Here is a 14,326-nt window from a genome sequence, read left to right as displayed (position 1 = left end):
CCAGATGCTCGCCGCCGTGGCGGTTCCGCGCACCTCGTCGCCGCCCTTCATGATGGCTCCTGCCCCGATGAAGCCGATGCCGGTGACGATGCCCGAGACGACACGCGCGACGGCTTCGGGGTCTTGGCCGAGCGACATCTCGGTCGCCTGCACGAAGCCACAGCTGGCGATGGCGACCAGGGGAAAGGTCCGTAGCCCGGCGCTTCGGGCCTCACGCTCGCGATTCCAGCCGATGATGAGGGCCAGCGCGTAGGCAATGGACAGGTCCCGCAGATGCGGCAGGTAGGCGCGGGCGAGCGCGGAGGCCACTTCTCCGATCGACGAGAAATCCAAGCGGCACCTCCTTCTGGCCTTGCCTCGCTTTCCGAGCGGAATGACCCTGCGGAAGCCACGGGTGCGGCCCGACGCTTCGCACAGTCCTCACTCGTGTCTTGCCGAAGCCTCCCGCTCCTCACGGACGACCCAACGTGGGCGGGGATTGCGCGTCCGTGCGGGCCAGCCTTCGCGCTGGCGCTCCCGGTCGCCATCGGTTTCTTCCGTCTGGTCGTGGAACAGGATCTGCTGCGTCGGGAAAGGCAGGTCGATTCCCGCCTCCGTGAGCGCGGCCTTCACCCCGCGGAGAACACGGTCGGTCACATCCAGCGCCTCGGCGCGCTTGGGCGGATTGATCCAGACATGAAGGTCGAGAAGCACGGCGAAGTCGCCCAGTTCGGCGACGCGCAACACCGGGGCGGGGTCCGCGAGAACTCCTTCGCAACGTTGCGCGGCCTCGACGACGATGCGCTCCGCCTTCTCGATGTCGTCGCCATTGCCGATGCCGATCCGCAGGGTCAGGCGGCGCCTGTCATAGGCGGTGGCGACGAGGACCTTGCCGGTGAAGAGATCCGTGTTCGGGATCACGGCGCGCCGGTTGTCGAAGGTGCGGATCGTGGTGGCGCGGATCTGGATGTCCTCCACGGTGCCTTCGAACTCTCCCGCCTTGATCTGGTCGCCCAGCCGGAAAGGCTGGGTCAGCAGAAGCAGGATGCCGGCCAGCAGGTTCTGCAAGATGTCGCGGAAGGCGAAGCCGATCGCGACGCCGCCAATGCCAAGCAGCCCGAAAAGATCCGCCGCGCTGATGGAAGGAAATGCGATGCCCGCTGCAACCAGCACGCCCAGCGCGATGACGAAGCCTGCCGCGATGCGCTCCAGCACCAACGAAAGCCCCCTCGCATTCTCCCGGTGCCGGACGGCCCGCCGGATCGCCGAACGCACCACCCGAGCGATCAGGAGAAACAGGCCAAAGACCAGCAGCCCGAGCATCAAGCCTGGCAGCAGCGCCAGGGTGGCCTCGGCCAACCCGCGAACCCGGTCATAGATGGCTCCAAGCTCCATGCGACGCCTCCTCGGGGACCCGAGTGCAACGTCGCGAGGGGAAAGCGGTTCGGATGGACCCGATGCTGTGCCTAGGGAATGAGCAGATGGACGCGCGAGGGGGCGTCAGTCTCCGACGATGGTCATCGCGTTCGAGGCTGGAAGGTCGCGCATCGATTGCGCCTGGGCCACGAACTGAGTCAGAAAGGAGAAGACGTCCCCCGAGTGACCGCCCTCTGGCCCTTGCGGGATAGCGTAGCGCACTCCGTCGGGTTCCACGAAAGCAAGACCCGCTCCCATCCGGCTTCGCCCGCGGACGACCGGAAGGCTGGTGAAATGGGCGGGGTGCCGTTGGCTGCGTCGGACGATGGTGAGGAGCACGAGCTGGTCCTGTAGCCTCGCGACCTCCCGGTTCAGCGTCGTCGCCGATCGGCGAGGTGCCGGTCGCCCGCACAAGCGGCCAGCGCGGCGCAGAGCGCAAGGCCAACCCCGAAGGACCAGCCGTTGGTCCTGCTTCCGCGGGCGATGCATCGACGTATTCGATCCCGCCCGTTACCGCCCCTCGACGAGGCTTCCAGGTCCACGTGCACAGATCCGCCGGGACTCAAACGAGGCGCCGCCCGACGTAAGGACGCCATGGAATCCTCCGCGTGGCTGCCAGTCTCCCGAAGCGACCGGCCATCGGCGCGTCGGCAAGATTGACACCTGCCCCCGGAAACACGTCCGGACCTATTGCCAACCCATTGTGAAAAAAAGATTCCTCAATCCTGGCAAGAAACATGCATAGGAATGCTGATCCCGCGGAGAGCACCGCGGCGAAACCAAGGGTTCCGTGCCATGCGCCTTGCCATGTCCCTGTCCGCGATCCTGCTTTCGTTGGTCCTGGCGTCGCTCCCGGGCGGCGCAGCACGTGCCGAGCTGCTCTTCACCGCCAACCTGACGACTTCGCAGGAGGTGATGCCTGTCACGGTGACGGACGATCTGGGCAACCCTCGCCCGGCACCCTACGGCACCGCGATCTTTGCACTGAACGACATGAAGACCGCGCTCACCATGTCGGTGACTGTGTACAACATCGACCTCACCGGGCTTCAGACGCCCTACACCTTCGACAACCTGGTTGCCGCGCATATCCACCGCGCCCCTGCCGGCGTCGCCGGTCCCGTCATCTGGGGCTTCTTCGGAACGCCCGACAACGACACCAGCCCGGATAACCTGGTGGTCTCGCCCTTCGCCTCTGGCGGGGGGGGCACCATCACCTCCGTCTGGAACGAGCCCGAGGGCAATGCCGGGACGACCCTGACCTTGCAGCTGCCGAACCTGCTCGCCGGGCTGACCTACCTGAACTTCCACACGGTGCAGAACCCGGCCGGGGAGATCCGCGGACAGATCATCCCGGTGCCCGAGCCGGGTTCCCTTGTCCTGTTCGGCGCCGCGCTGCTGGGCCTGGGATTGGTGCGCCACTTCCGCCGTCGCTGACGAACGCGGCCCAGGGAGCCTGAAGAGAGGCGCGCCAGTTCACCAACATCTGCAAGCAGACCCGGACGGACGCATCTTCCTTGACGATCTGCGCAATGATCGCGGTGTGATGGCCTGTGGCACCCTGGTCCCCGCGGCGCGCGCCTGCGCGACCATCGCGATGCCGCTGGGCTTGGAACGAGGTCGGATCCGCACTGGACCCGAGGCGCTTCACGACCGCTGTCGCCTCACCGGTCCTGATACGGAGCGATCCTTGGGAGGGGTTCGATGCGGCCGCCGGAGCATTGCCCAAGAGTCCTCGATCATCACCTGACCCACGAAACCTCGGACGGGGCTGGCGGATCGCCGCGCCCGCCATGCCAGGAGTCCGGGGGCTGCCTTTGACGGTACCCAACGCGTCGGTAGCACCGCGCATCGTTGATTGGAGGTGGGCCCCTAATCGTCCCGGCTTGGGACGCCTCCCGCGCCGGCTGCATTCTTTGCGGCCTCGCGTCCTGCGGAGATCTTCGCCGTTGCCTCTTCCCGATCCTCTCGATCGGCCGCCGGTGCCTCCTGCTCCTGCAGCGCGGTGCTGTCATAGGCGAGGCTCGCCAGGATCGGGAAGTGATCCGAGCCGATATGTGGGAGCACCTCCAGCCGCACCAGACGAAAGCACGGATCGTGGAAGACGTGGTCGAGCGGCCAGCGCGCGAACCAGTAGTCGGCGTTGAAGGTCGGGAAGACGCCTCGGCCTATGCGCGGATCGAGCATCCCACTGAGGCGCTGGAACAGACGGGTCGTATGCGACCAGGCGACGTCGTTCAAATCCCCGCAGACCACCGTGGGCTGTCCGTCGCGAGCCACCTGCTTCGCCACCATCAGCAGCTCGGCATCGCGCTCCGCCACGTCGTTCCCGACCTGTGGGGGCTCGGGATGGAGGCAATGCAGGGCGACCAGCCGCCCGGAGCGGAGCCTCACCCTCGCAAAGATTGACGGGATGTCCTTCGTCACGCGCTCACGCACTTCGGCGTCACGCAATTCAAGACGCGAGAAGAGGTGGATGCCATAGGTGTTCTCGAGCGGGTGGCGCACGGCGTAAGGATAGCGATCGAGCAGGGGCTGCAGCTGGCCATCCCACCAGCCATTGGTTTCCAGCGTCAGGACGATGTCCGGATCGGTGGCCTCGATCACCCGCAGCAGATCGCTTGCCCGCCGATTGTCCTGAAGCACATTGGACACGATCAGCGTCAGCGTATTCGCCTCGTCTGACGCCTCCGCTCGCAAGACCTGCCGCGGGTGAAGTCGCGTATAGGGACGGATGCGGTAGCCTTGCCATGCAAGGCAGGAGAGCGTCAGGCCGAGCACAGCTGCGTCCGGCAGATGCCTTGGCAGGATCGCTGCCTGGAATACGGCGGCGAGGATCAGCATCGCCGCGATTTGAAGCCTGGGGTAATCCCAGATGCGGATCCACCATGCGGAAGACCGGACGGTCGAAAGAAGCGTGGCCGCCACCAGCAGAACCGAAAGCCCCCAGATCGCGAAGGCAGGGGCCGACGCAAGATACGGCAGCATGTCGGTCCTCCCTTCAATTCGGCACGTCGGCCGAGGCTAGCTGCGGCGCGATGCGCCCGGAAACACGAATGGACGGTGCCGCGTGGCGTGGCCTGCGCTGCTTCGCGGCCGCCGATGTCCAGGGCGCATGCCGCTCCTTGAAGCGAAGAGGGTTTCCCGGCGTTGAGTGGGAAACGGCCTTGCAGCAAGGCGTCGGTCACTGGTTCTGCGCGCCCGGACGGTGAGCTTCTCGCCTAGAGTTGGTGGGCTGGCCCCAACTGGCATTTGCCGCGACGCAAGCCGAGAACAAGCAGAAGGTATCAACGATCGTGACAGATGAAGCGGCACCCGCAAAGCCGACAAGAAGCGAAGCCTACCGGGAGCGGTTACGCCAGGCGCAGATCGTCGCATCCCAAGCCGCCCGGGCCAGGGCCGCGGGCAGAAAGCCCAACGATGACGAGGCCGCGCGCCTCGTTGCGGAATTCCATGCCCGTGGAGGGCAGGTCACCTACTGCGACCCGGCCGAGGACCCCGTTCCCGTCACTAAGCCAGCCAACACCAGGGCGAGCCGGACCACGCCTGCACCTGTGGTGCAGGAGAGAGAGCTTGTGGTTCAGGAGGGAGAGCCGTCCACCACAGGATGACGTGGCACAGCCCAGCCATCGGGACCGCGGGCTGGAGCATTCCGAAGCAGCACGCGCCAGCTTTCCCCTCTGCTGGCACGCATCTTGAACGATACGCGGGGCGGCTGCCCGCCGTCGAGATCAACACGTCCTTCTACCGCCCACACCGGGCGACCACCTATGAGCGCTGGGCCGCAAGCGTCCCGCCGGGATTTCGCTTCGCGGTCAAGATCCCGAAGGTGATCACCCACGAACGCCGTCTCACCGATACGGAAGAGCCGCTCGCGCGCTTCCTCGGCGAGGTGTGCGCACTGGGCGACCGGCTTGGTCCGCTGCTTCTCCAGCTGCCGCCGTCGCTCCGGTACGATGCGGCAGTGGCAGAGCCCTTCCTTTCGGATCTCCGCACTCGGTTTGCGGGCGACGTGGCCTGCGAACCACGCCACGCAAGCTGGTTCACCGAAGCCGTGGAGGCAAAGCTGGCAGACCTTCGGATCGCGCGGGTTGCCGCCGATCCAGCGGTGGTCCCGGAGGCAGCAGCGCCGGGAGGATGGCCTGGGCTTGCCTACTGGCGTTGGCATGGGTCGCCGGAGATCTACCGCTCCCGCTATCCTGCTGCCACTCTTGAGGAACTCCGCGGGCAGATCCGAAGTGAGCGAGACATCGGTCGGCGTTGCTGGTGCATCTTCGATAACACAGCGCTCGGCGAGGCGACCGGCAACGCGCTGGAGCTGCTCGGCTGCCTGTAAGGCGGTTATGGCTTCTGGCCGCGCTGCTCCACCTCGGTTCGCAGCCTTCTCAGCGAAAGCGGCCGTTCCCCGACTAGGAAACGGCCGCTCTAGAGGAGTGCTGGAAACGTGGGATGCGTGGACACGCAAACAGCTTGCTCTGCTGCCGTGTGCCTGCTCCTTAGCAGACCCAGAAGCCTCGCCGGGTCGTAAGCGGAGCAGGCGATCGGACCCTGTGACACTCCGCTCGGCGAAGGCGTTTCTGGCGCTGCCTGACCTGCATCTCCTCCCGGCGCGAATCCAACCCGGACACGACACGCCGATCGCGGCGCCACCTGGCCTCACTGGATGCTGGCCGTCGATGAGAAGGGCCGCGTGGCGTCCACGACGAACATCATCAGGGACAGCAGATCGGTCGAGCCGCTGCTGGAGACCTGCATCGGCACGTCCGCCCCGTGGCCTGCCAGTGCCTGCCCTGCACCGACACGCGAGATCCCGTGTGACGTCTGCTGGCTCGTCTCGCCCGCGAGCACGTAGAAGGCCTCTGAGCCTGGGTGTGTATGCACCGGCGTGACGCTGCCAGGCGGGCCGCTCGCTTGGTTGATGCGCAGAAGATACTCTGGCGCCCTCAGCTCGGGAATCGGGCCGACCTCGGTGACGGGGGTGCCACCCGGAGTGGCACCACCCGTCCGACCCAGGGTGAACAGCCACACCCGGCCCGCGGCTTCAGCAGCCAGCGCTGTCGGCCCAGCCGCTGCTCGTGCCTCTGCGAGCGAGGGGAAGTTTTCGATCCGCCACACGAGCGGGCCAGGCGGCAATTCCGCCAAGCGTTTCTCGGCAAGCGGCCTGACGACAAGGGCGGGCGGCTGCTGCGCAGCCACGGGCGGCAGCGGAGCGCCAGTCATCACGGCTGCGCCAAGGGCAGCAATCGCCGCTCGTCGCCTTAGGGCCATGGGCGGCCCTCCGGCTCGCGAAGAGATGGCGCAAACGTCCTGGAAGGCGGCGCTGGACATTTCCTTGACTCCTCGATCTTGACGCGATCCCATGTGGCCGGATCGGGACGGACGCTCAGTCCGGTTTGCGTCAACCTGTCCCAAAAGCGCCAAGCTCTTCTTGCCTGGGAGGCCAGTCATGAGCGGGCATTCTCGGTTCGGCGTGCACTCCAAGGCCTCGGTCCAAGAAGCGGCCCGAATGACCATCGCTATCACACGAGACCGGTGCGTCCGGCGTGCCATGGAGGCCGCTGAGGCGGCGTTGGCCCGCAACCCCGCCGCCACACCCACCCTCTCCGACTTGGCCGAGGCCTCCGGCGTGTCGCCGCGAACGCTGCAGCGGCGCTTCGCCTGTGTGCTGGGCCGATCTCCGCACTCGATTGTCCGGCAACTCAGGCTGGCGGCAGCCCGGCAGTCCCTCCGCACCGGGCAAGCCACGTCGGTGATCGACGCGGCGCTGCGCCATGGCTTCGAACATCCCGGGCACTTCGCCGCTGCCTACGCGCGCGCTTTCGGAGAGGCGCCGTCAGCCACGCTGCGCACGACACGACACGAACGGCCCGCTTCCCCCGCTGCTCCCCCATCCCTGCAGATCGTCCTGCGCCCCCTGCGAGCTGCGACCCCTGACGATGCGGCGCGCGCGCTGGGCAGCGGATGAACTGGCCATGGCGCTCGGGTGCATTCCCGGCTTGGTGCTGATTGCCTCCGAACATGATGGCGTCCACAGAAGCGACGCCGTCCTGCGGATCGAGGGGCGGGTGGAGGCGGGGCGCGCCATCCTGGCGCTCGTGCGGTCGGTGAGCGGTACGGTGCTTGGAACGGTGCGAGAGGACTTCCGGCGGCGCGCCGGCCTCGGCTGGGCTGACCGCGCCGTGGGAGCCTTGCGTGCGGCGGCCTCCGCGAAGGAGGCCGAAAGGGCGCGGGCCGTGCCAGCGCGCCACGCCGACATCGAGGCCCTCGTGGCGCGCGCGCGCCCCGCAGCACTGTCGCAAGAGCCGGCGATGGTCGCCATGGCGCTCGACCTGCTCCAGGAGGCGCTGATCCGCGACCCGGCGCATTCGCGTGCGCTGGCGCTGGCGGGATGGGCCCGGTCGGTCGGCGCGAATCACCTATTCACGCAAGATCCTGACGGAGAGCGCATGCGCGCCGCGGCGCATTGCGAGCAGGCCCTGGCGCTCGCGCCCGGTGAGCCCGAGGTGCTGACGCTGGTCGCCGGTGCGCTGTCGATGGCCCGCTGCCTGGACAGGGCGGAGGAACTTGTCGCCCGCAGTCTGGCTCTCGATCCCAGCCAGCCGGAGGCTCTGCGGCGGCTGGGATTCATCCAGAACTTCCGTGGCGACGGCCACCGGGCCGTCGCAGCCTTTCCGCGGTCACTGCGGCTGTATCCGGCCGGCCATAACGGCCCGATGTCGCTGATCGGGCTGGGAATCGCTCAGTTCATCCTGGGCGAGTACGAACGTTCAGCCCGTTCTCTCGCCCTGGCCCTCGACCAGCAGCCCGCCCGTGCTTGGCCGCATCGCTTCCCGACCGCCGCAGCGATGCATGCTGGCTCGCGCGAGGAGGCACAGCGGTCGCTGGCTTCGCTTCGGCGCTCGTTCCCTGACCTGACGGTGGGGTTGTGCAGTCATTCGGTCGCGCTTCATCCGGACGCCAAGGGGCGCGTGCTGGACGGGCTCGCCCGCGCTGGCCTGCCTCATTGAAGGGCGGGCACTGAGCCCGGCCGCTCACAGCGGATCGTTGCAGATCCCGTGCCGACGCATGCAACATGGCGTGCGACGAAATCCGGCGGGGGAGAGCATGTGCGCAAGCGGGGTCGCCAGGCGGAGAAGATCGCCGGCGCGGAACCTGGTCGCTGCATGTCTCGCCCTGGGCTTGGCCGCACTCGGTGGCGGCTGCACGGCGGCTGACCCTTCCAGCCGCGACCTCCGCCCGTCGGGCGAGGTGCTCCGCATGGATCGCGGATACCGGCCGGAGGCGCTGCGCCGCCCGCCGGGGGCAAACCCCTCGCTCCCAGGTGCCTACATGGTGCTTGCCTTCTCGGGCGGCGGGACGCGCGCCACGGCGCTGGCGCAGGGCGTGCTGCGTGAACTGGACACGGTGCCGGCCCCCGGCGCTAGGCGCGGACTGCGCCTGGCGCGCGCGGACGCGACATCCCGGCGCCCCACGCTGCTGGAGGCCGTGGACATGATCTCCTCGGCCTCGGGCGGCAGCGTCGCGGCGGCCAACTTCGCGCTGCTGGGACCCGAGCGGTATCGCGAGATCGAAGGGCCTGACGGCTTCCTGCGCCATCGCGGCCTGAGGGAACTGGTGGTGGGCGTCCTGAACCCGGCGAATGCCGCCTACTACTCGCTGACCCCGGCGAGCCGCATCGAGCTGCTTTCGGCCATGTTCCAGCGCAAGCTCTTCGGGCAGGCCACCTATCGCGACCTCGAGGCGCTTGGCCCGCGGCGACCCTTCTTGGTGCTGAACGCGGCGGACATGGCCAGTGGCGAGCGCTTCCCCCTCACGCAGCAGCAGCTGGACCGGCTGTGCCTCGACATCCGTGACCTGCGCCTCGCGGATGCGGTGGCGGCCTCGGCTGCCTTTCCGGTCCTGCTGACGCCGCTTCCCCTGCCGAACCATTCGCCCTGCACCGCCCAGCGTGAGATCGTGGCGGCCACCGACCCGGCGCAGCCCCTGCGGGACGACCGCGAGCGTGTGCTGGAGGCCATCGTGAACGAGGCCGATCTCGGCACGCTGGACGAGCCGGAGTCGGACTGCGGCGTGCCCGCGCGAACCCTGCGGACGGGAGAGGACCTGCAGGTCAGGCGGGGCCTGCGGCAATTCCCGCTGCTCAACCTCGAGCCCTGCACGCTGCGTCCGCTGCGGCCCGACGACCCGCGTCGGGTTCGCATGGTGCACCTGCTCGACGGCGGCACGGCGGACAATCTCGGCCTGTCCGGACCGCTCGAGACGCTGACCACGGACGGCGACGACCGGCGGGTCTTCCAGGCGATCCGCGCGAGCCGCGTGGATCACGTCGTGGTCGTCGCGGTCAATGCGCGCTCGCAATCCGCGGAGCGCGTGGGCGCCGACGGGTCCACGCCCGGGGTGTTCTCCATGCTGTTCGGCACGATCAACACGGCGATCGACGGTCGGACGGGCGGGCTGCTGGCTCAGCTCCCTGTCCTGAAGGAATTGCTGGACGCACGCGCGCGGGAAATGGGCCGGACGATCCGCGTCACCACCATCCCCGTGGATTTCGAGATGATCCGCGACCCCGCCTGCCGCGCCGCCTTCCAGGCCATCGACACGACCTGGACGCTGTCAGACCGCGAGGTGGACGCCGTCATGGAGATGGGTGGGGCCATGCTCCGCGCGTCGCCGGGGCTGAGCAGCCTCGCCGCGCTTCCGCAGGGCGAGGCGGAAACCGGGCAGGCCCGCGCGGCCGCCGCCTGCCGGAGCCTCCAGGGGCTGCCGCCCCCGACGGCGCGCGTCACGTCGAGATGAGCATCTTCACGAGGTTCACGAGGCCCGCGCCCTGCATGTTGGGATCGCGCCCGAGGTCGGTGCAGTTGTCGAGCAGGATGCGCTTCACCCGGTCCGGCTCGCCGATGAACTCGCGCCGCACCGACAGGTAGGCGGCCAGCACGCCCGAGACGTGCGGCGCGGCCATGCTGGTGCCGCTATCCTCCACGTACCAGTGATCCACCTTCTCCGCGTCCCGTGCGGACGGCCTCGCCCCGGCCAGGGCGGACAGGATCTTCTCCCCCGGCGCGACCAGGTCGGGCTTGCGCCGCCCGTCGGCGGTCGGCCCGCGCGACGAGAAGTAGGAGATGCCGTAGGTGTGCGGGTTGTTGCGGTGGACGGAGCCCACCGCGATCGCCTCCTCCAGATTCGCCGGGTCGCCGATCGAAAGGTCGATGTTGCTGCCGACCAAGCCATGCCGCGTCTGCAGCATCGCATACCCCTCGTTGCCCGCCGCGACCACGACGAGCACGCCCTGCCGCCAGAGCCGCCGCAGTTCCTGGCACAGCGGCGTGTGGCCGCACCCGTAGATGCTCGGGTCGAAGCTGGAGCCGAGGCTCAGGTTGACGCCGTGGATGAGCAGCCGGCTCGCGCCCTCGTTGATCGCGGCCACGTGGTCCAGCGCCTTGATGATGGAAGCGTCGCTCCCCGAGCCGTCCGCGCGCAGGACGCGGAAGCCGTACAGCGTCGCCTCCGGGGCCATGCCCGCCAGGCGGGTCTTCGGCCCACCGGCCGTCGCGCTGAGATGGTCCGTCCAGCCGGCGATGATGCCGGCCACGTGCGTGCCGTGGCCATGCGGGTCGTGCCGTCCGTCGCCGTCCAGCTCCTTGGGGTCGCCGCGCCCCAGGCAATCCCACTGGGCGGTGACGGTCCGGCGCCCGCCTTGTCCGAAATGCGGATGCGAGGCGTCGATCCCGGTGTCGAGCACCGCCCAACCGATGCCCTGGCCTCGCGCGCCGTAGCCGAGATTGGCGGGCGTCGCCTGCACCGTCGCGGCGGACACCTCCACCAGCGCCCGCTTGGTCGCGTTGTTCCAGACCTGCTTGATGTGCAGTTCCTCGGACAGGCTGCGGAGCGCCTCGATCTCGGCGCGCGTGAGCTGGACCTGCAGGAAGCGCCGCATGCGGTCGGGCGGCTCGAAGGGCGGCGTCGGGGCGCGCCTTCCCTCCGCCAGCGCACCCAGCCGCGCGACGATGGTGTCCGCCACCTCGTCCAGGGAGCGCGGCGTGGCCTTCCCCTCGGAATCCGCGAGCTGGATCAGCACGTCACGCAGATCCTCGGGCTCCGCATCCTCCATCTCGGCCGAGACGTCGCGGGCAATGCGCGAGCCGGCGACGAACTGGCCGAAGGCGTTGCCGACCACGCTCCGCACGGCGGCCCGCACCCGCTCCGATGACAGGTAGCCCGTGGCGGAGTGCGGATCGGCGGGGCTGTCGATGTTCACCCACCAGCCGGGTTGGTCCTCGACCTCGACCCCCGACGAATTGGCGCGGTACTCGTCGCGGAGGCGCGGGTCCAGGCTGACCGGGTCCAGCCGGTCGGCCACGTTCACCCAGCGCCCCACGCATTCCGGCGTCCGCAGCTCCCTACCATTCCTTTGCCGGAAGAATGAGGCAATGGTGGGCAGGCCAAGGGGCGAGCCGATGGTCAGGAACAGCTCCACCGGGAACTCGTCGGGCGGGAGCTGCCGCAGCAGCTCGTAGGCCACCATCGAGCCCTGGCTGTGCGCCACGACGACGAAGGGGCCGCCACCCCCGCGCAGCCGGTCCCAGAGCGCATCGGTCATCCGGCGGCGCCGCGCCTCGTCGAACAGGAAGTCGTTCACGTCGCGCAGGAAGACGCGGGTCGCGAGGCCGGTGAACACGTCGCGGACGATCCGTGGGATGAAGCGCACGCCCGGCTCCCCCGGACGGACGGGCCGTGGCTCCTCCACCGGCACCTCGCGGGGGGCCTGCAGGAGCTGCCCGGCCAGGGCACGGAGCGTGGCCTCACGGTCGGGATCGCCTTCCGAGAGGGCCATCACCTCCCGGTCGATGGCTTCCTCCTCCCGTTCCCGGCCGCGGAGCGGAACGCCGCGCGCGCCAAGTGCCATGATAGTCGCCGTCGTTGCCTCGTCATCCTCCGCCACGAGGCGGTCGGGCGACTGGCAGCCTGTCCGGAGCGGCTCGGGATAGCGCTCCCGGTTCACCCAGTAGGCCATGCGGGTGCGGTCGCCCATCTCGCGCCCAAACAGCGCGGTGTCCCATTGGCATTTCAGGATCGAGCCGGGCGGCTTGTTGCCGATGCCGTGGACGAACACGACCGTCTGCGCTCCGGGCCGCTCCCCGCGCGCCACGACGAGGTTCGCGCTGCGGGGAGGCTCGCCAGCATCTGCGGAGGGGACCAGGGAGCGAAGTCCGTTCCACTCCCAGGCGGCGGCGGGAGGCGCGACCTCCCGCAGCCTCACCTCCTGCGGATCGCCCTTTGGGCGGCGCCGCTCGAACCGGAACCGGCCCTCCCACCGGCGGGCGCCCTGCTCGGCGACGAGCGTGGCGCTCTGCAACGGAAGGTCGAAGGGCAGGCCGGTGACGCCCTCCGTGTCCATGGAATCGCGTCGCCGGACCGGAAGCGGGCCGGTTCCGGAAGCGCCCTCCGGCCGTGGCACGATCACCCAGGTGCGCGATCCGAGATCGCGGGTGGCTGGCCCACTGGCCCTCGTGGGCGGCCGGGCCTTCTTGGCCGTGCTGTCTCGCTTGCCCCCTCGCTTGTCGGCCATGCGACCTCTCCCTGGGCTACCCCCACCGGCCGGCAGGACGAGACGCGGCAAGGGATGACGCTCCAATCGCACGAGAGGCTGACACAGTGGACGCAGAGCATGAAACGGATTTTGTCTGAACCTTCCATGGAAGCCATGGCTACCGGCTCCGCCGTGGGTTTCGAGCGGACGGCACGCCGGTCACCGGCGAGTTGGAGGTGGTGCCGGAGGAGGCGGCAATCGTGCGGCGTATCTTCCGGAGCTATGCCGATGGGATCTCCCCACGCGCCATTGCCAAGGCGCTGAACGCCGAGGCGGTGCTCGGCACCCGCGGCGGACGCTGGAGCGCCTCGCTGCTGCTGGACGGGGCCGCCCGCGAGACCGGCCTGCTCCGCAACCACCTCTACGTGGGCCAGCGTATCTGGGACCGCCAACGCTTCAGCAAGGATCCGAGCACTGGTCGCCGGGTGGCCCGGCCCAATCCGCGGGAGGCATGGATCACCACGCAGGTGCCGGAGCTGGCTATCTTCGACGCGGAGCTGTGGCGGGCTGTTCAGGACCGGCTGCGTCTTGCCTCAATCGCAGCTTCGCTGTCGGTGGGCGAGCGTGATGGGCAGTGGCGGCCACCTGGGTTGCGCCAATCACGTCGAGCGCGGCACCTGCGACAACCCGCGCACCTTGCTGCGCGACCGCCTGCTGACGCGGGTCCTGGTGGGGCTCAAGGAACGACTATTGGCTCCAGAGTTGGTGGCGAAGTTCGTGCGCACCTACGTGGCGGAAACCAACGCAGCCAGTTGCGAGCGCGGTCAGCGCCGAGCCGGCTTGGTCGAGAAGCTCGCCAAGCTGAACCGGCAGATCCGCAATTTCTTGGAGCTGATTAAGGACGGGCACGGCAGCGCGGCCCTGGTGGGAGAGCTCCGCCCGCTGGAGCATCAGCAGGCAGCCCTAACGGCCGAGCTCGCCGCGGCAGGCACGGCTGAGCCGGTTCCCGTGCTGCATCCAAATTTGCCCAAGCTGTACCGCCGCAAGGTGGAGGCGCTGGAGGTGGCGCTGCAGGATCCGAACACGGCGGCTGCGGAGGCGACCGCCCTGCGCGGCTTGATCGATGCAATCTTGATCGTCCCGGGTGCCCGGCGGGCCGGCCTTCGGTGTTGGAGCTGCGGGGCGACCTGGCCGCGCTGTTGCACCTCGGCTCGCAGGCCTCGCAACGCAAAACGGCCGTTCCCTTGGTGGGGAACGGCCGTTCTGGAGAAGTGTTGGAAACGTGGGATGCGGGGACAGGATTTGAACCTGTGACCTTCAGGTTATGAGCCTGACGAGCTACCGGGCTGCTCCACCCCGCGTGGGTGGTGAGGGGTGATCTTGGTTGGGTGGCCTGGCGCT

Annotated in this window: 11 protein-coding genes, 1 tRNA gene and 1 pseudogene; 7 read left to right on the top strand and 6 right to left on the bottom strand. The window is 68.8% G+C overall.

Annotated features, from left to right (window positions below):
* Both OF850_RS23065 and OF850_RS23060 read right to left on the bottom strand, forming a co-directional pair.
* Positions 1–333 (bottom strand): MgtC/SapB family protein (locus OF850_RS23065; protein WP_301592732.1); only part of this gene is annotated, 333 nt, incomplete at its 3' end.
* An 87-nt stretch (positions 334–420) separates the two neighbouring features.
* Complete coding sequence (locus tag OF850_RS23060) at positions 421–1,374, bottom strand: mechanosensitive ion channel family protein (RefSeq protein WP_301592730.1); 954 nt, start codon at positions 1,372–1,374, stop codon at positions 421–423.
* An 828-nt stretch (positions 1,375–2,202) separates the two neighbouring features.
* On the opposite strand from OF850_RS23060, the gene OF850_RS23055 reads away from it, so the two are divergent.
* A complete protein-coding gene (locus OF850_RS23055; protein ID WP_301592728.1) occupies positions 2,203–2,832 on the top strand; it encodes a CHRD domain-containing protein in 630 nt (209 codons plus the stop codon).
* Positions 2,833–3,267: 435 nt separating this feature from the next.
* On the opposite strand, the gene OF850_RS23050 is transcribed toward OF850_RS23055, so the two are convergent.
* Positions 3,268–4,383 (bottom strand): endonuclease/exonuclease/phosphatase family protein, encoded by a 1,116-nt coding sequence (locus tag OF850_RS23050; protein WP_301592726.1) that lies wholly within the window; start codon positions 4,381–4,383, stop codon positions 3,268–3,270.
* Positions 4,384–5,002: 619 nt separating this feature from the next.
* Between OF850_RS23050 and OF850_RS23045 the strand changes: the two genes are divergently transcribed.
* Positions 5,003–5,731, top strand: a complete 729-nt coding sequence (locus OF850_RS23045; protein WP_301592724.1) for a DUF72 domain-containing protein — start codon at positions 5,003–5,005, stop codon at positions 5,729–5,731.
* A gap of 320 nt (positions 5,732–6,051) precedes the next feature.
* Here the strand turns inward: OF850_RS23045 and OF850_RS23040 are convergent, their stop codons facing one another.
* Complete coding sequence (locus tag OF850_RS23040) at positions 6,052–6,723, bottom strand: cupin domain-containing protein (RefSeq protein ID WP_301592723.1); 672 nt, start codon at positions 6,721–6,723, stop codon at positions 6,052–6,054.
* A gap of 178 nt (positions 6,724–6,901) precedes the next feature.
* Here OF850_RS23040 and OF850_RS23035 point away from each other — a divergent pair, with 178 nt between their 5' ends.
* From OF850_RS23035 to OF850_RS23025, 3 genes are all read left to right on the top strand, one after another.
* Complete coding sequence (locus OF850_RS23035; RefSeq protein WP_301592721.1) at positions 6,902–7,360, top strand: helix-turn-helix transcriptional regulator; 459 nt, start codon at positions 6,902–6,904, stop codon at positions 7,358–7,360.
* Positions 7,332–8,402 carry a tetratricopeptide repeat protein gene (locus OF850_RS23030; protein ID WP_301592719.1) on the top strand — a complete coding sequence of 357 codons (1,071 nt, stop codon included), beginning with the start codon at positions 7,332–7,334 and terminating at the stop codon, positions 8,400–8,402. The genes OF850_RS23035 and OF850_RS23030 overlap by 29 nt, the downstream gene beginning before the upstream one ends.
* Positions 8,403–8,652: 250 nt before the next feature.
* Complete coding sequence (locus tag OF850_RS23025) at positions 8,653–10,191, top strand: patatin-like phospholipase family protein (RefSeq protein ID WP_301592718.1); 1,539 nt, start codon at positions 8,653–8,655, stop codon at positions 10,189–10,191.
* On the opposite strand, the gene OF850_RS23020 is transcribed toward OF850_RS23025, so the two are convergent.
* Positions 10,178–12,793 carry a S8 family peptidase gene (locus OF850_RS23020; protein ID WP_301592716.1) on the bottom strand — a complete coding sequence of 872 codons (2,616 nt, stop codon included), beginning with the start codon at positions 12,791–12,793 and terminating at the stop codon, positions 10,178–10,180. The genes OF850_RS23025 and OF850_RS23020 overlap by 14 nt on opposite strands.
* A 368-nt stretch (positions 12,794–13,161) precedes the next feature.
* Between OF850_RS23020 and OF850_RS23850 the strand changes: the two are divergent.
* Together OF850_RS23850 and OF850_RS23015 are read left to right on the top strand one after the other, a co-directional pair.
* A pseudogene (locus tag OF850_RS23850) lies at positions 13,162–13,500 on the top strand (recombinase family protein); the annotation flags it as partial.
* Positions 13,501–13,549: 49 nt separating this feature from the next.
* A complete protein-coding gene (locus OF850_RS23015; protein ID WP_301592714.1) occupies positions 13,550–14,239 on the top strand; it encodes a hypothetical protein in 690 nt (229 codons plus the stop codon).
* Here the strand turns inward: OF850_RS23015 and OF850_RS23010 are convergent.
* Positions 14,213–14,286, bottom strand: a tRNA-Met gene (locus OF850_RS23010). The genes OF850_RS23015 and OF850_RS23010 overlap by 27 nt on opposite strands.
* Positions 14,287–14,326: the final 40 nt, after the last annotated feature.

This window comes from Sabulicella glaciei, from assembly GCF_026183895.1.
Classification (GTDB): Bacteria; Pseudomonadota; Alphaproteobacteria; order Acetobacterales; family Acetobacteraceae; genus Roseococcus; species Roseococcus glaciei.
This window is presented reverse-complemented; position numbering and strand designations above follow the sequence as displayed.